This is a genomic window from Chryseobacterium daecheongense, assembly GCF_003729955.1.
GTDB classification, from domain to species: domain Bacteria; phylum Bacteroidota; class Bacteroidia; order Flavobacteriales; family Weeksellaceae; genus Chryseobacterium; species Chryseobacterium daecheongense.
Genome location: NZ_RJTX01000002.1, coordinates 252,405 through 274,468 on the forward strand (window position 1 = coordinate 252,405; position 22,064 = coordinate 274,468).

The window sequence follows — 22,064 nt, forward strand, 5'->3', positions numbered from 1 at the left end:
CCTCAATTTGAAACAGCTTTTTATTTGTCTTGAGATTCTTCACTCCACTTCGTTTCGTTCAGAATGACAACGCGTATAAGTTTTATTTTGTTAAGTCTAACCCTCCGAAGTTTCCGGAACTCATCATTAAATAAACTCCTTGAGTTTTATCTAAAGTATTCCAATATGCATGAAGTTCTTCTGCATTCGTGAAAACCCTCAGGTTATCATTTTTGAATTTTTCTTTAATCAGCTCAGGAGAGATAGGTTCCATCCTTTTGATCTTTAAAGCATCTTCCGAATAGAAAACAACGGCTTCATCCAATCCGTCCATTGCGTGATCATATTGCTCTAAGAAAACCGGGTTTAAGCTTGAATAAGTATGAAGCTCAAGGAAGCCATATTTCTTTTCATTGTTGAACTGTTCCTGAAAAGCTTTTACAGTAGCTTTTACCTTACTCGGAGCATGAGCAAAATCTTTGTAAAGAATCCCTTTGTCTTCTCTTTCTACTTTTTCAAGACGTTTGGAAGCTCCTTTAAAGCTCATGATCGCTTCGTAGAAATCCTCATCCATAATTCCCAATTGCTGGCAGATGTGTCTTGCTCCTTCCATGTTCAATAGATTGTGAGCCCCAAAAACAGAAAGCGGAACATCTCCCATTTCGGTTTTCAGATATACTTTTCCGTTATTGATTTCATATTCCGGAGTTTTGTAAGGGATTTTCCGGAAATAATTTTCCGCATCTTCCACTACTTTTACCACTTCCGGATCTTCCTCATTATATACTAAAACTCCTCCCGGAGTGATGCTCGCTACAAATCTTCTGAACTGCTCCAAATAGTCATCAAACGTTTTGAAGACATTGATGTGGTCCCATGCAATTCCGCTCATTAAAGCAATATTCGGCTGGTACAGCAAAAACTTGGAACGCAGGTCAATAGGAGAGGAAAGATATTCATCCCCTTCCAATACCATAAAGTCATTATCCTGAGTAAGCTTTACCATACAATCGAAGCCTTCCAGCTGTGCACCTACCATAAAATCCACATCCTTCTGATGAAAATTCAACACATGCAGGATCATGGAAGTAATAGTTGTTTTTCCGTGAGAACCGGCAATTACCACACGGGTTTTATTTTTCGATTGTTCGTAAAGAAATTCCGGATACGAATATATTTTCAAGCCCAGTTCTTTTGCTCTTGCCAGCTCAGGATTATCTTGATGGGCATGCATTCCAAGAATAACAGCGTCAATATCAGAAGTGATTTTTTCTGGGAACCAGCCCATTTCCTGGGGCAGAATTCCCTTATTTTCCAGTCTTGACCTGGAAGGTTCAAAGATAGCATCATCTGAACCGGTCACCTGATATCCTTTATCTTTTAATGCAATCGCAAGATTATGCATGGCGCTTCCGCCAATAGCAATGAAGTGGGTTTTCAACTTATTTACTGTTTTTTAACATTGTTATTAATGATCTCCTGGAAAGCATTCATAATATTGCTCCAGTTAGTTGTATAATTCGGCATGATCAAACTTGCATCTGTTTTACTGCCTTCGTTAGGACCTTTTTTAACATTAATAGAAGTTGTAATATTATCATACAATTTCTTTCGGTCTTCCTGTATACGTCTAAAATTGTTTTGAGAAAGTGTTTTATCAAGTTTTTTTAAGTCTTCGCTTGAAATCTTAAAATCCTGTTTAAACTTTTTTCCCTGTCCCTCAAAAGAATAGTGGGCATTGTTGTCTTTGATCAGCAAATTCTCATATATCGGAGCAAAGCCTCCGCTTCTGGAATAGCTTATATCAAAATCCGAATATACTTTTTGACTGTTACACGAAACTAATATTATGATTGCGAATAAGATCCCTATTATTCTTTTCATATTATCTTTACTTTAATTATCTGAATCCTTTTGTTCTAATTTTTTAGCTTTAAGTTCTTCATCATAATTGTGTAGTAGGTTGAAATCTTCAGTCTGCTCTATGGCAGTCATGATTTTCAATAAAATTTCATGTGCGTTTTCATTGTCATAATCTATCTCAAGAGGAGCTTTAAATTCCATGGTAGGTTTTACGCCTGTAACCTTCACACGAAGCCCTTTTTTGTCAAACGCTCTTCGGAATCCGTTGATTTTGATAGGAATTACGATAGGGCGCTGATTTTTGACCAATTTGGCAGTTCCTCTTCTTCCTTGCGCAAAAGCTGAAGTAGTACCTTGAGGGAAAGTTGCTACCCAGCCGTTGTCTAAGGCTTTCATAATATTATCTACCTCGCTCATATCCACCATTCTGTTGACGTTTTTACCTTCAGCTCTCCAGGTTCTTTTTACCGTTACGGCACCTGCAATTTTGAAGATTTTTGGAAGAATACCCTTATTCATGGTTTCTTCGGCGGCAACATAATAGAAATCTATTTTAGGATTAAGCAGATAGATCGGGTTTTTAATTGTATTTAAATATCCGTTATTGACAGCACAGAATGCATGATACATAGCTGCAACATCTGCAAAATAGGTTTGATGGTTGGAAACAAACAATACGTTTGAATCAGGAAGATCCACCAGGTGTTCTGTACCGGTTATTTTCAATTTATTAAAGCCGTTGAACCTTCTGTAAGATATAATTCCTAAAATAAAAATAACTAACCTTTTTAAAAAGTAAGGTGTTCCGAATGCATCGGTGAAAATATTTTTCTTCGCCATCTCTCAATTAAACACGGTACTGCAAAGTTACATATTTTTCAGCAACTGGCTGAATTCGCTCAATATCATTGCTGTGGCTCCCCAAATAATATACCCATTGAAATTAATGACAGGGACTTCATGTCCTCCTGCACTGGGTAAAGCCATGATTTCAGGCTTGTCGGGAAGGCTTAAAAAAGAAGTAACCGGGAACTCTATGGTTTCTACCGCTTCAGTTTGTTGCAAAACGAAAAGAGGGTTCTTTTTAGTATATGAAATATACGGGTATACATAAAAATTACTTGGAGGAATATAGATAGGAGACATTTCCCGGATAATTCGTACATAATGTTTATCTATTCCTATTTCCTCCGAGGTTTCCCGAATGGCGGTCTCAGCAAAATCCTGGTCCATTTCTTCACGTTTTCCACCGGGAAGAGATATCTGTCCGCTATGTCTGTCGTGCTCGTTTTCCGTCCTCTGGATCAAAGGGAAGTACCATTCATTGTTCTTTAAATACATTAAGATATTTACCGCTGCAAATTTTGGATTTCTTGCTAAAACTTCGTTATAAGTGAAGACAGGACGATATGGAGGAGAGAAGACCCCATGTGCGTTTTCTCCGGGTAATTCCGCACTTTTAATTTTTCTTAATAAATCTTTTCCAAAATTTTCCATACTTCAAATTTAGGAATATAAATTTAAGAAATGAACAGGGATTACTATTAATTAATCCTTACTGTGTTCCTGTATTTGAGTGATTCGTCTTTAGACTTGAGCTTTAACGGAAAACACTTAAACTGTACCTAAAAACCGTGATTTTTTAATTGTACCAGATTTATGTGTTTTCTCAAGTCTTTTAACAGCGTACCTTTACAAAAAAATTAATACCATGTTTATCTCGAAATGGAGTGTATATCCACTTTTATTTTTTACCCGCAAAATCACAGTCGATGATTTGGAGAATCAAGAGCGATAATAAGATGTTATTGTCTCAATACCCCGATAATCTTCTTTTCCAATTTTCTTCAAATCTGTAATGGTAGATCATGAGAGTGAAGTACAACATTTTCAAGAGAAATTGTTAAACGCAAATGATGAAAAAATTATTTAGAAAAACGCAAATGATGAAATTTTACTCCTTAAGCTTGTGTTATTTTTATCTTCTTGTCCGTTCTGCATTACGGACAGGAGGATAAAATATCAATGCTGAACAGGAGATTCCTAAAAAGGAAACGAATAATGAACAGCCCAGAATTAAATAATCAAATCAAAAATTCCAAACCGAAAGGCTTGGAATTTTTTAAATAAATAAGATATATATGTCAGTCAATGATATGATTTTCAATAGCATACTTTACTACTCCTACGGAATTTTTGACATTTAATTTTAAAAGAATGCGTTTGCGGTGTGTTTCCACGGTATTGATACTAATGAAAAGCTTTTCAGAAATATCCTTACTGCTGAGACCGTCACAGATAAGCTTCAATATTTCCATCTCCCGTTTGGTGAGAGGATCTTTGATGTGGACTTTGTGCTGATCCTGATCATTATGGATAAAATTAATCATTCTGTTCTTAGCATGGTCACAGATATAGATTTCGTTGAGCTGTAAAGCCTGTATGGATTTTAAAAATTCATCATAGCTGCTGTTTTTATCCAGATAGCTTTTGATTCCTTTGTTGAAAAGCCTTCTAATGTCTATGACATCATAATTATTTCCGATGATAATGATTTTTATGTTTTTATTTTTTTGTGTGATGTTTTCCACATATTTGCAAATATCAGTAAGAATCCACATGTTTGAGCTGATCATGAGAAATTCCGGCGGGTCTTCGCTCATAAGTATGGAGAGCGCCTGAGGACAATTGCAAATTTGAATACTGGAGAAAATTTCACTCTGTTCGAGAAGTTTTGATAAACCTTCTGTATACAACAGAGGCTCATCAAAAATAGTTAATCTTGGTTTCATCATGGTTTAGTTTTTTTTGCTTATATAAAAATATAAAAAAAACTTGATATTTGGATAATATATTTAAAAATATGTTACTTTCTTTATATATATCTTCATTGTTTGAAGTATTTTTTTTGATTATTTATTAAATAATTCTCTTATTGTGGATTTTTAATATGTCTTATTAGAGTTATTTATAATAATGTTCAGTGTATCAATGTATTTCTATTGATTGATGTATAATTAAATTGTTGCTGCAGTAGGGATGTGTTTTACAGGGAAATTGACTGAATTGGCAATGAAACAAAATTCGCTGGCTTTATGATGAAGCTCATTGGCTTTTTTAACCATTGATTCTTCAGTAACAATGACTATAGGATGTAGGGTGACTTCTTTAAAATAACCGCTTCCGTTTTCTTTCTCGGCCATAATCCCTGTTGCATGATCAATATATTCTGTAACGATGATGCCTTCTTCGGAGCAAAAATGGAGATACCATAGCATGTGGCAGGAGGAAAGTGAAGCCAAAAGCATTTCTTCAGGGTTATATTTTGTTTGATCACCACGGAATGCAGGGTCTGAAGAGCCTTCAATAATTGCTTTGTTTTCTATGGAAATAGTATGGCTTCTTTCATAATTGCGATAACCGCTGGTTCCTGTTCCTTTGTTGCCTGTCCATTGAATGGTTGCTTTGTAGTGATGTTCTTTCATTTTTAGCTGTTTTAATGATCCTGGATTTATGATGTTAATTTAAATAAAAAACCTCTGGAAAACCAGAGGTTGTATTTTGCTAATTAGAATATCCTATCAATTCTTCTTTTTTCGAATTATAGATCCTGTATTCTAAATATTTAAAAGAATCCCTTGGGATGATGGTTACCCACTTTTTGTATTTCATAAACCATTTCATCTGGATGCTTTTAATCCCCTTAGTAAGATAAGCTTCCACAAATGGATGCACATGCAGATATAATTTTCCTGTTTCTTTCTGCATGATGTTTCTGATGGTTTCTCCCATTCTTTCCACAATCACAATCGGAGCTACGATTTCTCCGTCTTTGTTCGGGTTTTCTTCTTTGGTTTCGATCTGTTTTTCCGGACGGTTTCTCTGTCTGGTAATCTGTATCAGTCCGAATTTGCTCGGAGGTAAAATCTTGTGGCGTGCTTTGTCACGCTTCATTTCTTCTTTCAGATGTTCATACAAATCTTTTCTGTGATCTGGGTTGGGCATATCAATAAAATCGATCACGATAATTCCTCCCATATCACGGAGACGCAATTGCCTTGCGATTTCTGTGGCTGCCATTTTGTTGACTTTTAAGGCGTGTTCCTTATTGGCAGTATTTCCGGTAGTAATATTATTCCCGGAATTGACGTCGACGACGTGGAGAGCTTCTGTATGTTCAATTACGAGGTAAGCTCCTTTTGAACTTGGAATGTTGACGTGTTTTCCAAAACTTTGTTTAAGCTGCTTTTCAACATTGTAATATTCCAGAAGTGGAATGTGTGAGTCGTAAAACTGGACAATATTTTTTCTTTCAGGGGCAATGATTTCCAGGTAATTTTTCATTTCCCGGACCATTTGCTCATCGTCGCAGATAATGCTTACAAAATCCTGGTTGAAATTGTCTCTTAAAATAGCGGAGGCTTTGTCTTCTTCGCTTAAAACTTTAGCCGGAACCTTATTTCTTTGAATGTTTTTGAAGGTGGTTTCCCATTTTTCGATCAGCTGGTTCATATCGTTATGAAGATCAGCTACCTTTTTTCCTTCGGCTACGGTTCTGATAATAACACCGAATCCTTCAGGTTTGATACTTTCAATAAGGGTTCTTAATCTTTCTTTTTCCTCAGAGCTTCTGATTTTTTTAGAAATGGAAACCTTATTATCAAAAGGGATGAGAACCAAAAAACGTCCTGTTAAGGAAAGCTGTGTGGAAATCCTCGGACCTTTGGTGGAAATAGGTTCTTTAGTGATTTGGAGCAGGACAAGATCATCTTTGGCGATTACCTTTTCTACTGTCCCGTTTTTGTCAATTTCAGGCTGTATTTCAAAGTTTTTTAAGCTTGAAGTGCTTTGCTTCTTAGAAATGGTATCTTTTAAAAACTTTTTGTAGGTAAGATATTGTGGGCCGAGATCCTGATAATGCAGAAAAGCATCTTTATCATAGCCAATATTTACGAAGGCGGCATTAAGATTAGGCGCCAGTTTTTTTACCCTTCCTATAAACAAATCTCCAACTATAAAATCACTTTTGTCTTCTTCCTCATGAAGTTCACATAGTCTTCCGTCTTCCAGCAATGCAATCTTTGTATATACATCTTCATGCGAAACTATTAGTTCTTTCTTCATTTTGTTATAAGATAAAATTGTTAAGATGGTAGGAAATAGACATAGGTTTTTCTCAAATGAATCAGTTTTCAATTTAAGGATTACTAAGGAAAACTGCAAATACTATATGGAAAAATAATGAAAAACCCTTTATTTCTATTATCTTAATAGTTGCAAAAACAAAAATATAGTCGGCGAACTTTAAAAAACTAAAATCACCAACTATATTATTATATTGTAGATCTCAAGAAAAAGAGATTATTTTTTCTTATGTCTGTTTGCTCTTCTTCTTTTCTTTCTTTTGTGAGTTGCAACCTTGTGTCTTTTTCTTTTCTTTCCGCTTGGCATAATTTTAATTTTTTAGTAACTAGTTAATATTCAGTTAATGTTGTTATTTTACTGCAACTTTGGTTTTTACTTTCTCAACAAAAGATTTTGAAGGTTTGAAAGCAGGAATATTGTGTGCAGGGATTTCAATTGCAGTGTTTTTAGAAATATTTCTTCCCGTTTTAGCAGCTCTTGTCTTAATAATGAAAGAACCAAAACCTCTTAGATAAACATTATCTCCATTGTACATAGAAGTTCTGATCTCCTGCATAAAAGCTTCTACAACTTTCTGTGTTTCATTCTTTTCGGTTCCCAACTTATTTGAGATGGTGTTTACCAATTCTGCCTTTGTCATTTCCTTTTTTAATTTTAAATTTTAGGTGTGCAAATTTACTTAAAAAAATTGAATACTAGCAAATTAGTGGCAAAATATTTTTTGGTAAATGATTGAAGTTTTTATGTTTACTCTATATGAACGGTGTCTTAAGTGACATTTACATGCTGGAATTATAGTAGCCGTTTTCTACACAAAAGCGGATGAGATGAAGCTTTGTTTTAAGACCAAGCTTTTCCGTAAGTCGGTTAATGTAAGTATCAATGGTCCTGGTGCTTAGGTTGAGTTTTTCCCCGATTTCCTTATTGCTGAAACCTTCATAACAGAATTTCATCAGCTGTATTTCGGTAGGGGATAATTCTTCCTGGCTTTTTTTCTGCCGCTCCATATATTCCTGAACAGCAAGGGGCTGTTGTTCCCATTCTTTGGTGTAAGATTCGTAGTCAAACGTATCGGAGGTTACCTTTCCTTTGATGATATCTTTAATAATATTGCTTTTTTTCTCGCAATAATATAAGTTCGGGATTTTAGCAAGAATTTCGGCCATATCTTCCTGATATGTTCCGGAATAGGTAATGATAGGTGTTTCGTTATTGTTTTTCCGGATATATTTTATGGCTTCTATTCCGCTTAATACTGGCATGAACAGTTCTACGACGAATACGTCTTCCTGCCTTCTGTAAATCCTGTTCACAAGCTCATGGCCGTTATTACAGTCATTAAGAAGCATATAGAACGGATTTTCCAGGAGCGTCTTGATCATGATTTTTTTAAAATAAAAATCACTGTCTGCGATGGAAAATCGTACAGTATTAGTTAAGAGTTTATTCATTTTAATATCGATTTGGTGGCTGATATTTAAAATTCAGAGGCCTAATTTATGAAAAACTTATGAAAGTGAAAATTAATCTTAAATTAATTAATCGTTTAAGGCTTTTATACTAAAAAAATATAATTTTTGTGCATAAATTTTTTTTTCATAATTTCACGGTCCAAACAAATCACAAAATATGTCTTCGAATAGGGAGAAAAAATTAAACCAATCAGACGTCAGGATAGGCATCTGGAAGTTTGCCTTATCCTTTATCGTTCTATCAGCAGTTTCTTTCTGCTGTGTTTTTTTCTTTTTCAAGAGCTATGATGCCCAAAGAGAGGGAATCAGCAGAGAAGCGGATGCTTATAAAGAACTGCTCACTCGCAGTGATCTTTTACGAACTCATGTAGATAGTATCTATTATAGAATGAACCAGCTTGATATCAACAAGGTGGATAATGAGATTATTCTCAGAAACTATATAATGGATAACGTTATAGATGCCAAAAATATTATGGGCAAAGACAGTGTAGATAATTTTAAACATTATGCTGTCCTGATGAAACAAATAGAGCCTATGCTTAACTTAAAGACACAGATCAATAAAGTAGCATATAGAAAACAGATGGTCCTTAGAGATCTGGAAGAATGTATGGGCAAAGTAGGAAGAGCGAACAGTGAATTGAGAGAAGATCCTACCAGAAAATTTTCAGGAGGAAGAAGACGAAGATAAAAACACAAAGTATGCAAGGACACATTACATTATCTAAAAAAGAAAAGCATTATCAGTTCTTTTACTTAATATTAATGCTTTTGGCAGCACTTATATTTTTAGGGATTATTTTTCTGAAAGGATATAAATCGCCGTTTTCCGATGAAGATATTGTTTCTATCCGTTATCTGGAACAGAAAGCTAAATTCGATCAACAGCAAAAATTTACCCGACGTTTGCAGGACAGTACATTTGCACAAATAGGAAAACTGACAGATGAAGTGCCACAACCATTTGTTGAAAACAATATTATGTACGGAATCAATGATATTGCCAACTACTATCAGAGTAATGAAGTTGTGGATATCAGAAAAGATGCCTATCCGCAGATTGCCAAATTTTATAAGATGTACTTCGAAGACAAGAAAATTATTTCAACGACAACGGAAGACATAAAAGAATTTGAAAAACAAGTGGAAGAATGCCGTATAGGATTCAAGGATAAGCAGAACCAGCTTTTCCAGCGGGAAACCGCCCTGAAAGCACGAAGCCAGTAAATACACACCCAACATCACCACAAAACACAAAACATACATCACAATTATTAACTATGAATTATTTTCAAAAAAACAAAAAGAACATTATCATTGGTGTCATAGCAACCTTGCTCATTGCAGCGCTTGTTGCATTGTGGCTTCAGAAAAAAGTGATCCATTCCGCAGATGATATTGTAGGCGTAGTTTATCCGTCTTCATTGGCTGTAAGAGATACTCTTTTATTTGAAGATAAGACACAATTTGCCAAAACCAAAAAATGGAACTTTGGAGACGGTACAACCTCTGATAAGAGCAGCGGGATCCATTTTTATGACAAGCCGGGATATTATCAGGTAACCCTGATTATTGATAATAAATATTCCAAATCCTTTCCTGTAATGGTCTCTGCAAGAGGACTTCCGAAACCTAAAGATACGGCTAAAATGAGAACAACCATTGATGCTCAGTCTCAGGGAATGCAGTTTGAGAACATTCAGTTCCGTGCTGTTTCGGACGCTAAACAATTCGCATGGAAATTCGGAGAAACAGGAAATACGGATTCTAAGGAAAAATTAGCCATTTATTCTTACAAACAACCGGGTGATTATATCGTTACCTTGTTTACGGATGAAAGTATGGAGCCTGTTACGCACCGTATCAAAATCCTTCCGGCCTATAATTCTTTGGAACAGGAAGAAGTGTCTGTAGAGGATGCTTATGAAAAGATTGACAACGATTTCAAATACCACCTGCAACAGATTGCTAATGGCAACAGTTTCAATACGCATTACAATTATTTATTGAGAACCTATTTATGTAACAACGAAAATACGGTTGTAAAAGTAAATGACAGTAAAGTGAACAATTTCTATATGTATTGTGCAGGACTTCAGTTTGATAAAAACAATGTCATCCAGACTGTAAAAGTAAATTTTGACGATACACAGAACTGTGTAACCAAAGTTGACATCAACCAGAGCAAATAATTAACAGCCTGGCTTCTTTCAGGCTCCACCACCAATCATAAAATATAAATAGGATGAAAAATAAACTTCCTTTAGCAGCATATTATATAGGCATTTCGGTTTTATTAACCAGTTGCCAGGTAAAATTACCTTCCAAAAAAACTCCGGAACCATCACAATACGGACAGGTTGACAATTCAACTGTGATCAATGGTTTTCCTAAAAAGTCAGTTCCATGGATTGTAATTTCAGACAGGTCCAGAAATACGGCCTATCTTGATAAAAGTGACGAAAAATCCTATAAAGAAGTGAAATTTTTAGAACCTTTAATGGTTTTAAAGCACAGAGACGGAATGGTAAAAGTGGCGGAATATGTACCCGATGCTTTAATGAAGAAAGTATCTTCCAAATCCATCAAAACCTACGGATGGATTTCGGAATCTGATCTTCTTCTCTGGAACAATTCTTTAAAAAATGAAAAAACGGGTTATCCTGTAAGAGTGGCTGTAGTACCCAGCAACAGCGATGTAATCAGGAATGCCGAAAGATATTATAAGAATGACTCCATTATGGTATTCAATTCTCCAAGCCTCATAGAAACCGCGAATGTAAAAATTCCAAATGGACAAATGGTGTATGTTTACAAACAAGCTGAAAACAATAAAAGGTTCCTTGTCGGTAAAAGGCCATCCATTGATCTGGATAGCATTGATACAGGTTTATACGGCTGGGTAAGCTCCAATGTGATTTCGGCATGGGGAGAGCGTTCCGCAGTGAAAATGAAAAATACGACGGGCGTTACGGAAACTGCATTAGGAATTCATGAGGGATCACCTGGTGGGACAGATGCAGAAGGAAGAACCGCGATACTTCTTACCGACGTTAATAAAAGAACTCCGCTTGAAAATATTTTCCCGGTTAATTTAGCATTAACGGACACTCCGACTCCGGATTCCAAGACAAAATATTTTACGAATATTTTAGACTATAGTAAAAACTATGTTTTCAATGTATTGGGTGAACCGATTTATTTTGACCGTTACAGAGAGATTACAGAGAAAAATAAGAAAATCAATATTGTTTTTGCCTTAGATATCAGTGCTCCAAATGCACCCTATGCTCCGATTGTAAAGTCGTTATTACAAGATCTACAGCTTAGGTTTGAAAAGCCATCTTATTTCAGTTCCGTGAAATATGGAGTGGTTTTATATAAAAATAATTCTTGTGGAGATAACGTTGCCGTTTCACCTTTAAGCAACGATTATAGTAAGATTACGACATTCATTGACCAGAAAACTAATGAAATGAACTGTCCAAGCAACAATGGCTATCAACCCGTGAATGAAGGGTTGATTGCAGCAGGAAATCTGCTTTCCAATTTCCCGGATGAAACCAATATTGTGGTGACAGTAGGAACTTCAGCCAATCAAAGCGGAAATATGTATGGGGTGATTAATTCCCTTACGCAGGCACAGGCAAGATTGATCATGTTCCAGACCAGTGCAAGATCATCGGACACTTACAATGATTTTGTATTGATGGCTGAAAATGTAGTGACCAATACCGCTAAAAATATTGCGGAGCTTAAAAAACAGAAAATCATTAATCAAAATGATGTTTTAACTAAAAATAATTTTAACCTGATTGAAGGAGATGAAGGTTTCTTCTCCCTGGACTATCCGAAACAGAGTATGTCTCAAGGTTTTGTTATTTTCCCTAAAAAAGGGGACATTGCAACTCCGGGATACCTTAAAAAATCGGTTGACAGTCTGATTGCCCAGGTAACGCTGGATAATGAAACCTTAGATAAATCTCTTAACGATTATTTCCATTCTTCTGTAGGAGCGGGAAGAACAGATGTAGATTTGAAATACAAATATTTATATCCTGGACTTACCAACCCGGTTCCGGCAGGAATTGCCGCTCAGCTGATCAACTATGGTAGTCCGTTTTTAGTAAAAGGATATATTCCGAAAGAATTGAAAGACTTCCAACCAGGTTTGGAAAAAGGAATTCTGATCTCGGAAGGAGAGTATGATAATCTTAAGGCTTTTTATACTGAAGTCTATGAAAAAACAGGAGCTGCAAGATCAGATTTCAGCCAGTCCAGAGCTATGAAAGAATATATCAGACTTCTGAAAAAATATAACCCGACTATAAAATTCCTGGACAAAGGAGAATTATATGAGCAGCCAATGTCTTATGCCGTTGGAATAAGTACTGGTTTTGACAATTCGGATGAAGAACTGATGTCCAAATACAAGCTTAAAGGTTGGAAAAAGTCTAAAATAGTAACCAATGAAACGGTGAGAAATTATTTCCGTCATTACAAAGACCTGTCAGATAGAATGCTTGCTCACAGAAATAATCCGGCAGTAAAAATACAGCAAAACGGACAGACCTTTTATTGGTTGAATGAATACTTTATGCCAACGATGTTACCTGTTGAAGAACCGGAATATACTAAACATTAAATAGTTATAAGATGTAAAAAGCAGAATTTTATTTCTGCTTTTTTATGTTGTATTGAAAATTTTTTATCTTTATATCACCCAAATCACAAAAATATGTCCAATCAATCATCACCTCATGATGGCAAGCATTTTGTCATCCAGAAGGGTAAAGCCCAATGCAATCAGGGTGATCAATTCCCGCAGTATAAAGTAACGACCCATCAGAAACACTTTTGGAATGATTCAGATGGAGAAGCAGATTATTTGGCAGTAACAGAAGATGATCTTCAGTTCAATCCTTCAGGACCCAGCTTTGGAAAATGCAAGCTGAGACCTTCTTCAGGCGGATATTTACCATGTGTGTATGCCCCGGCCGGAAAATGGCAGAAAACCTATGAAAAAACATTGGTCATGGGCAAAAAATGTGTGACGGAAGTTTCCGAGCTTCAATGTTCGGTGGGAGGACTTATTACCATCAAAGATCATGGACAAAGAGGGCAGATGACTAAGCAGAATGTAAAAAATGCAGACTCTAAAACTGTTCAGCACATCAATCCTCTTGTGAAAATGGATGACTTCAAAGAAACAGTGGAAGAAAATGAAATAGATGCTTATTAAACGTTAAATATCTGCAGCTATGTCAAAAAGAGGAGTTTCAAAAATATCCGGGAATCCAACTCCGAAAGTTGGAGAGAAGACCACCTATACCATTACAGACTGGTATTCCGGGACACCAAAGGAAAAACGTAATCCGGCATTGGTGACATGGGAATTGTTTAAAAAGCGACCTAATGGACGTTTTACAACCACCAATATTAAAAAAACAGGAGACGGCAGCTTTACTTTCGGGGAAGTTGCCCAAAAGCACACCTATCGCTTGGAAGCCTATTTATATGAGGCCGAAGGCAGAGGATCAAGTACCATAGAAATTAATCCACAACCGATGGAAGTTCCCAAAATCAATAAAGTGGAACTTTTCTATGTGGATGATACCAAAGGTTCTGTTTTCAGCTATATGGAAAAGCTGGTTGCGAAAGCACAATGTGTGAACCTTACAGGGCAGAAATTAACTTTCACTCTTTGGGAGGATGATGCTAATGGTGACAAGCATAATGCGAATAACCTGGTGATTGAAACCAAGCAGGGAACCGTAGGACGAAATGGAGAAGCCAGTGTAGAATTCCAGTTAACAAAAGCCTTAATGCAAAAAGCCATGAAAGGCGAAACCGATCAGAAAGAACTGGAGTTTTATGTTACGGTAGAATATTACAGAAATAAAAAACACGCCACTAACAATGTGGATGTTCAGAATCCTCTTGCTTTTGAGATTCCTAAAGATAAGCCAAAACCGAAACCGCAGCCTCAGCAGCAACAGTCCAAACCTGCTGCACCGCCAAAAGCACAAGGTTCTCCCGCAGCTCAAAAACCCGAATCAGAAAAAGAGAAAAAAGGGATTATAGATAAAGCCCTGGATCTATTGGACGAACTCTGGGATAATGGAGAAGCCAAAGGGACAATAAAGCCTCAGCAAAACCCGACGCCACCGGCTGCCGGAGGGAAAAGTACAACGACAGTGGAAGAGGTTAAAATAGAAGCACTATTGGATGCGTATTTTGCTAAGGAAGAATTTAAGAAAGAAACCTCAGAAGCTGCTGGACAGCATAAGTATACTTTCCAGAGTAATAATAACAATATTGATAAAGATAAAGTAGCGGGTATTATTAAAGGAAGAGTAGATGCGCAGGTGAAATCTGATAAAAAGTATGCTAAGCTCGACGATATTAAGGCCGCCCTTACCAATACTTCTTATAAAAAAGGAGAAAGTATATCCTTTACTCTATACAAGTTAGGCCCTGAATTGGTAAAAATTAATAATGCACCTTTAGAAGAAGAAGTTTTTGTTGTGGCAAAAACCGCTTTTTTGGATGGAAAAGAAGTCACTATTAAAATAAAAGAGAAAGATGCTGTTCTAGTTGGGAAAGATGCAGATCTGCCTGTTCTTGAAGCCAAAGAAAACGGTAATGAGATCACTGCATTAAAAGCTACTGCTCAAAACGGAATAGCTAAAGTTAAAATAAAACTTCGTCCGAAATCTCCTGAAGATCTTAAAACCTGGAAAGAAAAATTAAAAGGAATTAAGGATGGCACTCATACCTATTCTTTCGGAAAAGATGGGAATAATACGGCAACGCCCCAACAGAAAAAGAAGATTGCGGAAATCATTGCCAATAAAATAAAAAAAGAATTTGCCGAACAGAAAAAATTTGCAAAAATTGAAGATATTGAAAAAGTATTAACCCAAAATGTCTATAATAAAAATGACCAGATCACCTTTGATCTGTATAAAGAAATATCGGAGTATCTTTGGTTAAAAGCAGAATGCAACGGAAACGTGAAAAAGCATGAAGGAGAATTCCTGAAGAAAGACGGAGCCTATTTCATGATTGGTAAAAACTGTGAATGTGAGGCAAGGATAAGAGCATTTATGAGAATGTTGAGAGTAGGAGAAGGAACGGAAGGTGAAAAAGGATATACTACCCAATACAGCGGGACTCAATTTACCGATATGAGCAAACACCCGGAAAACGTTATTACGGCAGGTAATTATTCTTCTTCTGCAGCAGGAGCTTATCAGATTATGAGATATACGTGGTGGTGGTTAAAAGGAGAAAAACTGACGGATGACAACAAAAAAGCAGGAGTATATGAAGAATCCCATGATTATGTAAAAAAATATAACATTCCGGATTTTACTGCAGAATCACAGGATAAACTCTGTATCATTATTTTAAAGCATAAAAGAGAAGGAAGTTTAGAATTGATCACTAAAAACCAGATTAAAGAGTCTTTAGAGCAATATGGTAGCTACGAATGGGCAAGTTTACCTCCGGGAAGATATGGGCAACCTAATCAGACCATGGAGACCGCTTTGGCGAAATATGAAAAATATTTGAAAGAGGAGCTTGCCGGAAACACCGATCTGCATATTAAAAAAGGATTCATGAAAGAATTCGGAATCCAATGCAATTGCGGTAAGAGCGGAAGCAGTTCAGAGTGGCATCAGCCTTTGGACAGAATGGAGCTGAGAGGATGGTATTCAGAAACTCAATGGTCTCCTGGCAAAAGTGATTTTCATGGAAGAACAGGTGGTAAGCATGACGGTTTGGATCTATATGCACCTGTAGGAACCACTATTTATGCAAGTATTGATGGGGAAGTAACCTATTTAGAAGATCCGGGAGGTTATGGAAACAGAATTTTCCTTGAAGGAACATATAAAGGTCAGAAATATTTCTTGATGTATAGTCACCTTTCAGAATATAAAACAGGGCAGGTAAGTGCAGGAGATCCTATCGGAAAAACCGGACAGACTGGAAATGCTAATGGACAAGCTGCTAAAATGGCTCACTTACATTTTGAAGTCAGAAAAGAAAAAATGTCAAAACCTTCTTTTGATCCGCTCGTTGAAGTAACAGAATTAGGAAGCGCCGTGAACAAAGCACCAGATCAGAATACACAAACAGGACAATAAAGAATGAAATTCAAAACAATTTTTTGCCTGATAGCATTGGGCATATTAGAACTTTCCTGTAAGGAAAGTCAAGCTTCGCCTAAAACTATTGTAGAGACCAAGGCAACTGGACAAACTGATAAAGAAATGTATCCTATTCCTTCTGGACTAAAAATAGAAACCCAGGAAGAAGTTGATATTGATAATGATGAAGAAAAAGAAGTCATCATTACAGCTACAGATGCCAATGCCACCAATACCCATGAATTTTGGTTTAAAAAAGGCCGGCTCCTCCATGAGTTTGTTTTTCCTTGGGGAAGCATTAATAAGAAATGGCTGATCAATCTTGATGATGATGCGGAAAAAGAAATTGTCAGAATTCAGGGAGATGAAGATGGTGCAGATTATGTGATTTATGATATATCAGGTAAACAACAAAAACCCATCCTGTATTTCAATCCTGTTTTGCTGGACAACCGTTTTCCGGGGCAGTATATGTGGGCATATCCTAATGATATAAAAGGTGTAATCGTAAATCAGAAAAAAGAAATTCAGGTTTCTTTGAATAATAATTTTCCTAGAGACGACAACCATACTCAGCCGGAAAATCAAAAAGAATTACCATTTCTGTTTTTCAGCGGGCAAACCAGCCAGCCGGATATGAAGATTTCCAAAATGAATCCACCACAATTCATGATGTTGAAAACTGTAATCGGGAAAGTAGCGAAAAGTAACCAGAACTCATTTGCTGATCAGAAGGTAAATCAACAGTGGATCGGTTCTTATTCCTGCAGATTCTTAAGAATGAAAGAAGAGTCCGGTGATCCGCGGGGATGGGGTACCATTGTTATAACAATTGATAAAAACTCTGCTAAATATCAACTTGATAGTTATATAGAAAACCTCAAAAAAGAGTTAACTATCGTTCGTGTAACATCTGATGAAATAGTGCTTAATGAAAAAGATAATCCAAGCTCAGTCTTTACGATCAGCAAAAACAACAATAAGTATATGTTGAAAAGCACTTTTATGGATAAGATTTCAGGAGACAGCAACTCTTATGAATTAAAAAAACAATAAATATTTTAACCGGCAATAATGCTGTAGAATAAAAAACTATAAATGATAGTTCACTTTATCCTGCCCGGAGAAACTCTGCAAAGTATTTCCGATGAAATCAAATTAGAAAACCCAAAATACCTGAAAGAATACCATAATGAACATTGTGGGAGGAATGAACGCATAGGAAATGAATTGTCACCGGGAAAAAAACTGCTGATTCCGGATATTGTTAAGATCAAGGAATACAATAGCAGAAATGATGCTCCCTTCAAAAAACGTGAGCTTAATCCTGCATTGAATTTCAATCCGGAAGGATTGCAGCAAAAGTATCAGGTACGGATTATTGAAACCAATGCCACGGAAAATAGTCCTATAAAAAATAGCACAACTTCATTTGAAGTCGCTCTGCAATGGATACGCAAAGAGGATGATCAGCATATATTCCATCTATCCAAGGATAATATCCGTAGTGAAAACGGAGGGAAAATGGGAGACCTGGCTGCAGAATGTATCAAAGCGTTGAATCCCGTTGAGATCAGAACCAATGCAAAAGGCAAAGTTTTAAAAATAAGCTTGACCAAAGAAATCACAGAGCGTTTTCAGCAAATAAAAGAAAGATTATCTGATCTTTTTCCCGATCAGTATGCTGCCTTGTATATTGAAGAATTTGAATATGCCGTACAGAATGAAAAACTCTTCGATGAAAGAATGAAAGAAGATGCTTTCATCAGAATGTACTTTACTCCGATAAGAAATACTTTCAAAAACGGAGTATCTATATTTGATCATTTTATTACTTATGAAAGTATTCCCGTAACCATTGCCCAACGAGTAGAAGATATTCATTACACAGAAGAAATTACTTTGTTACAAAATCTTCACTATGCTCAGGTTCAAAATGATCTGGATTATACAGGGAAATTTACGCTTTATACAAAAACAGGGATTGTTAAAAATATAGAAATCAATTATAATATTTCTCAATACAGTGTCAAATACACAACGAATTTATCAGTTTATGAGATGCTTTAAAAGCTTATGAATGCAGTGTTTTTAACTGTTTTTTAAATCTATGATCGTAGAATTACGACATCAAATCGTAGAAATACGACAAAAAATAAAAATTGCATTTGAAAATTTTCAAAAAAAAAATAACGGTTTTATCTTTGTTACACAATCACCAAATCACAAAATATTATTAACGATTAAAATTTACAATCATGGCAAACAATTCAAGAGGAATCTTAAAATTCAACGGAGGTGAAGGTCAAAAATTATTAAAGCTTAATTACAGTGTATCAAGATCTACAGACGTATCAGGAAGAGTAGCTTCAGATCCGTCCAACGCCATCATCAAACTTACTGTAGAAGCTACGGATAAATCAGATATCCTGGAAAGCTTACTAAACGGGAAATACAAGCCAACCTCAGGAGAAATTACATTCAACAAATCTCACGAAGAAGGAACATTGATTACTTTGAACTGGGAGAACGGATATGTAATTCAGCATGAAGTGGACTTCGATGCCATTGACAGCAACAATATGCTGATCAGTTTCGTAGTGAGTGCAGAGAAGATCAATTACGGAAATGCCTCTTTCGATGGAATCTGGCCTGTTAACTAACAGAAAAACCAATTAACATTCATAAAAAAGACTGTCCAAAAGGCGGTCTTTTTTTACCATTGAAAGATGCGGCATATTGCCGTTGAATGCCGTTATATCACATTTTGAAGATATATTATTATATTATTAAAAAAAACCAATATCTTAGTATAGAATAAAAATTTCAATGATAATAGTTTTAGGCGTTAAAGAAATTTAACAAAAACATCATCAGAGAAATACACCAAAATCAGATATATTAATAAATTTTGAGAAAAATATTACAATGGGAGTCCTGGTAACCAACGAAACAGTAAAACAGCTTTTTCATATAGCTCAATCCATAGCAAGGGAAAACTACAATGCAACTTATGAAGGTCCGCATATTCTTCAGGCTTTAATGCATAAAGATATCGGCTTGAATGAATTTCTGAAAAGCATTGATAAAGATCCCGGCTATTTCTATGAATGGGCAGATGTACGCATTGAAGATGAACCCAAAACTACCCATCTTCCCGAAGAAATACAGGAAGGTGAAGCGGTGGATAACATTTTGGAAGAAGCTGATGATATCAGGCTGAAACTTGGACTGGATGAAATTACTCCGATTTGTATATTAACGGCTATTGTTAAGCCACAAGTTGCTTTTAGCTTACAGCAGCTTAAATCATTGCCACTTAGAGAACACGAAATATTCAATCTTTACAGAAAAGATACCCCGTTTGCAGCTTCAGAGAACGGAGAATTTCCTTCTCTGTTTTCCAATGGCTCAGACTTTTCAGATTCCTCATTCCCTTCCCTTAAAAACTATTGTGTAGACAGAACTTCACAAGCCAGAAAAGGAGAACTGGAAAACATCATCGGAAGAGACAAAGAGCTGAGAATGCTCGTAGAGATCCTTTGCAGAAGAAGCAAACCGAATGTGATCATCATTGGAGAGCCAGGAGTAGGAAAAACAGCTTTGGTAGAAGGATTTGCCATTGAAATTACCAAAGGCAATGTTCCTGAAATGCTTAAAAATGCCACTCTTCTGGAACTTGATACAGGAGCTTTACTGGCGGGAACATCGTACAAAGGCGAAATTGAAGACCGCTTGAAAAAAGTCATCAATGAATGCAAAAAAATAGAAAAAGCAATCCTGTTTATTGATGAAATCCATACTCTTTTAGATCCTAAAGGAAGTATCGGAAACGTTGCAAATCTCCTGAAGCCCGAATTGGCAAGAGGTGAAATTACCGTTATCGGTGCCACAACCCAGGAAGAATACAGAAAGATCATTGAACCTGAACAGGCTTTCAACCGTCGTTTTGAAGTTCTGACAGTCAATGAACCGGACGAGCAAACCTGCGTAAAAATGATTGATGTTCTTCTTGAGGGTTATAAAAAACACCACAACATCGAAGTTGAAAAAACAGCCCTTCCGGAATGTGTACGCTTGGCAAAACGATATGCGAAGGGAAAAAAACTGCCGGATGCTGCCATCGATCTTTTAGACAGAACAATGGCGGCCATTAAAATGCTCGATGAGCTTTCCGAAAAAGAGTTGGAAAGCTGGAAAGAAAGATACAATGCTATTTTACAGGAAGAATACCCTGACCCAAAAGACAAAGCAGACGAACTGATCTGGACCTATAACCTGTTAAGAGATAAAATCAGTCCGATTCTGTGGGGATCTCTAAGCGAACAGCCAACCATTGACAATTCAATGCCGGTGGAACAGATCCAGAAAATTATTGATGATACTTATTCAGAATTATTAGAACATGCCTCCAAAAAAAGAGAAAAGGTAGGGCGTTTGGAATTGGCGGCGGTAATGGCGGCAAAAACCAATATTCCGATCGGGAAAATCCAGGCGCAGGAAAAAGAGAAGCTCCTGAATATGGAATCTCTTTTACTGAAAAGAGTAGTAGGCCAGGATCATGCCCTGAAAATCCTTTCGGATGCCATTGTTGAAAACCGAAGCGGCTTAAATAAACCAGGACAGCCAATCGGTTCATTCTTCTTACTGGGACCTACCGGAACCGGGAAAACAGAATTGGCAAAATCTATGGCAGAATTGCTCTTCAACGACGAAAAAGCAATGGTACGTTTCGATATGTCTGAATTTAAAGAAGAACATTCCGCAGCACTTTTATACGGAGCACCTCCGGGATATGTAGGCTACGAAGAAGGAGGAATGTTGGTTAACAAAATCAGACAGCAACCTTATACTGTAGTTTTATTTGATGAAATAGAAAAAGCGCATCACTCCGTTTTTGATGTGTTTTTACAGATCATGGATGAAGGAAAAGTTCATGATAAGCTTGGCAAAGAAGGTGACTTCAGCAATGCTTTGATCTTATTTACGTCCAACATCGGAAGTGAAGAGATTGTGAAACAGTTTGAAGAAGGAAAAATCCCAGAATCATCTTCATTGATGCAGATTATGTCCAATTCAGGAAGATTCAGACCGGAATTTTTAGCCAGGATTACGGAAATTATTCCTTTTGCACCGATCACGGAATCTATTGCGGAAAGAATCTTCAATATCCAGTTGAAATCCTTACATGCTTCATTAACGAGATTAGGAATGGCTCTTACAATCAGTGATGAAGCTGTCAAAAACCTGGCATTGGGCGGATTCAGCAGTAAGTATGGGGCTAGACAGATTTCAGGAGTGATCCGTGCCCAGCTGGCAAGGCCGATTTCCAAAATGATCGTAAGAGAAGAAGTGAAATCGGGACAGACCATTCATGTAGACTGGAACAAGGACGAAGAAAAATTAACTTGGAAAGTAGAGTAATAAGCAAAGAAACCAGGAT

General features: G+C 36.5%; 19 protein-coding genes. 10 read left to right on the forward strand and 9 right to left on the reverse strand.

The window, feature by feature from the left end:
* Positions 1-82 precede the first annotated feature (82 nt).
* The 9 genes from EGI05_RS09600 to EGI05_RS09640 all read right to left on the reverse strand — a co-directional run bounded on the left by EGI05_RS09600 (position 83) and on the right by EGI05_RS09640 (position 8,438).
* Positions 83-1,420 (reverse strand): UDP-N-acetylmuramate--L-alanine ligase, encoded by a 1,338-nt coding sequence (locus EGI05_RS09600; protein WP_123262847.1) that lies wholly within the window; start codon positions 1,418-1,420, stop codon positions 83-85.
* A 5-nt stretch (positions 1,421-1,425) separates the two neighbouring features.
* Positions 1,426-1,863 carry a hypothetical protein gene (locus EGI05_RS09605; protein ID WP_123262848.1) on the reverse strand — a complete coding sequence of 146 codons (438 nt, stop codon included), beginning with the start codon at positions 1,861-1,863 and terminating at the stop codon, positions 1,426-1,428.
* 12 nt (positions 1,864-1,875) lie between these two features.
* Positions 1,876-2,682, reverse strand: a complete 807-nt coding sequence (locus EGI05_RS09610) for a lysophospholipid acyltransferase family protein (protein ID WP_123262849.1) — start codon at positions 2,680-2,682, stop codon at positions 1,876-1,878.
* 27 nt (positions 2,683-2,709) lie between these two features.
* Positions 2,710-3,339, reverse strand: coding sequence for an NUDIX hydrolase (locus EGI05_RS09615; protein WP_123262850.1), 630 nt, complete (start codon positions 3,337-3,339; stop codon positions 2,710-2,712).
* Between the two features lie 647 nt (positions 3,340-3,986).
* On the reverse strand, positions 3,987-4,637 hold the full coding sequence (locus tag EGI05_RS09620) for a response regulator transcription factor (protein ID WP_228428581.1): 651 nt from the start codon (positions 4,635-4,637) through the stop codon (positions 3,987-3,989).
* A gap of 222 nt (positions 4,638-4,859) precedes the next feature.
* Entirely contained in the window at positions 4,860-5,327 is a 468-nt protein-coding gene (locus tag EGI05_RS09625; protein ID WP_123262851.1) for an OsmC family protein, read from the reverse strand.
* A gap of 79 nt (positions 5,328-5,406) precedes the next feature.
* Complete coding sequence (locus tag EGI05_RS09630) at positions 5,407-6,966, reverse strand: Rne/Rng family ribonuclease (RefSeq protein ID WP_123263368.1); 1,560 nt, start codon at positions 6,964-6,966, stop codon at positions 5,407-5,409.
* Positions 6,967-7,336: 370 nt separating this feature from the next.
* Positions 7,337-7,627 (reverse strand): HU family DNA-binding protein, encoded by a 291-nt coding sequence (locus EGI05_RS09635; protein ID WP_002984212.1) that lies wholly within the window; start codon positions 7,625-7,627, stop codon positions 7,337-7,339.
* A 139-nt stretch (positions 7,628-7,766) separates the two neighbouring features.
* Positions 7,767-8,438, reverse strand: a complete 672-nt coding sequence (locus EGI05_RS09640) for a response regulator transcription factor (RefSeq protein ID WP_123262852.1) — start codon at positions 8,436-8,438, stop codon at positions 7,767-7,769.
* A gap of 178 nt (positions 8,439-8,616) precedes the next feature.
* Between EGI05_RS09640 and tssO the strand changes: the two genes are divergently transcribed.
* The 10 genes from tssO to EGI05_RS09690 all read left to right on the forward strand — a co-directional run bounded on the left by tssO (position 8,617) and on the right by EGI05_RS09690 (position 22,045).
* The gene (gene tssO, locus EGI05_RS09645) at positions 8,617-9,153 is read left to right on the forward strand and encodes a type VI secretion system TssO (RefSeq protein WP_123262853.1); all 537 of its coding nucleotides are present in this window, start codon (positions 8,617-8,619) and stop codon (positions 9,151-9,153) included.
* 11 nt (positions 9,154-9,164) lie between these two features.
* Positions 9,165-9,689, forward strand: coding sequence for a type VI secretion system transmembrane protein TssO (locus tag EGI05_RS09650; protein WP_123262854.1), 525 nt, complete (start codon positions 9,165-9,167; stop codon positions 9,687-9,689).
* Positions 9,690-9,742: 53 nt separating this feature from the next.
* Positions 9,743-10,654: a PKD domain-containing protein gene (locus tag EGI05_RS09655; protein ID WP_123262855.1), complete on the forward strand. Its 912-nt coding sequence runs from the start codon at positions 9,743-9,745 to the stop codon at positions 10,652-10,654.
* Between the two features lie 53 nt (positions 10,655-10,707).
* On the forward strand, positions 10,708-13,107 hold the full coding sequence (tssR, locus tag EGI05_RS09660) for a type VI secretion system protein TssR domain-containing protein (protein ID WP_123262856.1): 2,400 nt from the start codon (positions 10,708-10,710) through the stop codon (positions 13,105-13,107).
* Between the two features lie 93 nt (positions 13,108-13,200).
* Positions 13,201-13,704, forward strand: coding sequence for a DUF4280 domain-containing protein (locus tag EGI05_RS09665; RefSeq protein ID WP_123262857.1), 504 nt, complete (start codon positions 13,201-13,203; stop codon positions 13,702-13,704).
* A gap of 19 nt (positions 13,705-13,723) precedes the next feature.
* Positions 13,724-16,618: a peptidoglycan DD-metalloendopeptidase family protein gene (locus EGI05_RS09670; RefSeq protein WP_123262858.1), complete on the forward strand. Its 2,895-nt coding sequence runs from the start codon at positions 13,724-13,726 to the stop codon at positions 16,616-16,618.
* A gap of 3 nt (positions 16,619-16,621) precedes the next feature.
* On the forward strand, positions 16,622-17,677 hold the full coding sequence (locus EGI05_RS09675; RefSeq protein ID WP_123262859.1) for a hypothetical protein: 1,056 nt from the start codon (positions 16,622-16,624) through the stop codon (positions 17,675-17,677).
* A 42-nt stretch (positions 17,678-17,719) separates the two neighbouring features.
* Positions 17,720-18,691 (forward strand): hypothetical protein, encoded by a 972-nt coding sequence (locus EGI05_RS09680; RefSeq protein WP_123262860.1) that lies wholly within the window; start codon positions 17,720-17,722, stop codon positions 18,689-18,691.
* Between the two features lie 188 nt (positions 18,692-18,879).
* Complete coding sequence (gene tssD, locus EGI05_RS09685) at positions 18,880-19,284, forward strand: type VI secretion system tube protein TssD (protein WP_185144968.1); 405 nt, start codon at positions 18,880-18,882, stop codon at positions 19,282-19,284.
* A gap of 265 nt (positions 19,285-19,549) precedes the next feature.
* Positions 19,550-22,045: an ATP-dependent Clp protease ATP-binding subunit gene (locus EGI05_RS09690; RefSeq protein ID WP_123262862.1), complete on the forward strand. Its 2,496-nt coding sequence runs from the start codon at positions 19,550-19,552 to the stop codon at positions 22,043-22,045.
* The last annotated feature ends 19 nt before the right edge of the window (positions 22,046-22,064 follow it).

Coding starts and splice junctions, on each gene's coding strand:
- EGI05_RS09605 (WP_123262848.1), bottom strand. CDS start 1,863: ATGAAAAGAATAATAGGGATCTTATTCGCAATCATAATATTAGTTTCG.
- EGI05_RS09610 (WP_123262849.1), bottom strand. CDS start 2,682: ATGGCGAAGAAAAATATTTTCACCGATGCATTCGGAACACCTTACTTT.
- EGI05_RS09615 (WP_123262850.1), bottom strand. CDS start 3,339: ATGGAAAATTTTGGAAAAGATTTATTAAGAAAAATTAAAAGTGCGGAA.
- EGI05_RS09620 (WP_228428581.1), bottom strand. CDS start 4,637: ATGATGAAACCAAGATTAACTATTTTTGATGAGCCTCTGTTGTATACA.
- EGI05_RS09625 (WP_123262851.1), bottom strand. CDS start 5,327: ATGAAAGAACATCACTACAAAGCAACCATTCAATGGACAGGCAACAAA.
- EGI05_RS09630 (WP_123263368.1), bottom strand. CDS start 6,966: ATGAAGAAAGAACTAATAGTTTCGCATGAAGATGTATATACAAAGATT.
- EGI05_RS09635 (WP_002984212.1), bottom strand. CDS start 7,627: ATGACAAAGGCAGAATTGGTAAACACCATCTCAAATAAGTTGGGAACC.
- EGI05_RS09640 (WP_123262852.1), bottom strand. CDS start 8,438: ATGAATAAACTCTTAACTAATACTGTACGATTTTCCATCGCAGACAGT.
- tssO (WP_123262853.1), top strand. CDS start 8,617: ATGTCTTCGAATAGGGAGAAAAAATTAAACCAATCAGACGTCAGGATA.
- EGI05_RS09650 (WP_123262854.1), top strand. CDS start 9,165: ATGCAAGGACACATTACATTATCTAAAAAAGAAAAGCATTATCAGTTC.
- EGI05_RS09655 (WP_123262855.1), top strand. CDS start 9,743: ATGAATTATTTTCAAAAAAACAAAAAGAACATTATCATTGGTGTCATA.
- tssR (WP_123262856.1), top strand. CDS start 10,708: ATGAAAAATAAACTTCCTTTAGCAGCATATTATATAGGCATTTCGGTT.
- EGI05_RS09665 (WP_123262857.1), top strand. CDS start 13,201: ATGTCCAATCAATCATCACCTCATGATGGCAAGCATTTTGTCATCCAG.
- EGI05_RS09670 (WP_123262858.1), top strand. CDS start 13,724: ATGTCAAAAAGAGGAGTTTCAAAAATATCCGGGAATCCAACTCCGAAA.
- EGI05_RS09675 (WP_123262859.1), top strand. CDS start 16,622: ATGAAATTCAAAACAATTTTTTGCCTGATAGCATTGGGCATATTAGAA.
- EGI05_RS09680 (WP_123262860.1), top strand. CDS start 17,720: ATGATAGTTCACTTTATCCTGCCCGGAGAAACTCTGCAAAGTATTTCC.
- tssD (WP_185144968.1), top strand. CDS start 18,880: ATGGCAAACAATTCAAGAGGAATCTTAAAATTCAACGGAGGTGAAGGT.
- EGI05_RS09690 (WP_123262862.1), top strand. CDS start 19,550: ATGGGAGTCCTGGTAACCAACGAAACAGTAAAACAGCTTTTTCATATA.